This is a genomic window from Streptomyces sp. NPDC033177 (assembly GCF_055577715.1).
On sequence record NZ_JBVIPS010000005.1, the window covers coordinates 394,861 to 395,116 of the forward strand.

The following is a 256-nucleotide window of genomic DNA, read 5'->3' on the forward strand; positions in this document are numbered from 1 at the left end:
GCCGCAGGCCCATTTCCCGACGCCCTCTCGCGGGATCGGCGCCAGGGCGCCTCACAAGCTTCGAGCGGCTGCGCCGGACTCCGTCCGCCGGTGTCAGCGTCGGCTCAGCCCAGCGGGTCCGGAGCCGTCGTAACCCCGTACTCCGCCAACTTGGCCTTGCCGCAGGCCCATTTCCCGACGCCCTCTCGCGGGATCGGCGCCAGGGCGCCTCACAAGCTTCGAGCGGCTGCGCCGGACTCCGTCCGCCGGTGTCAGT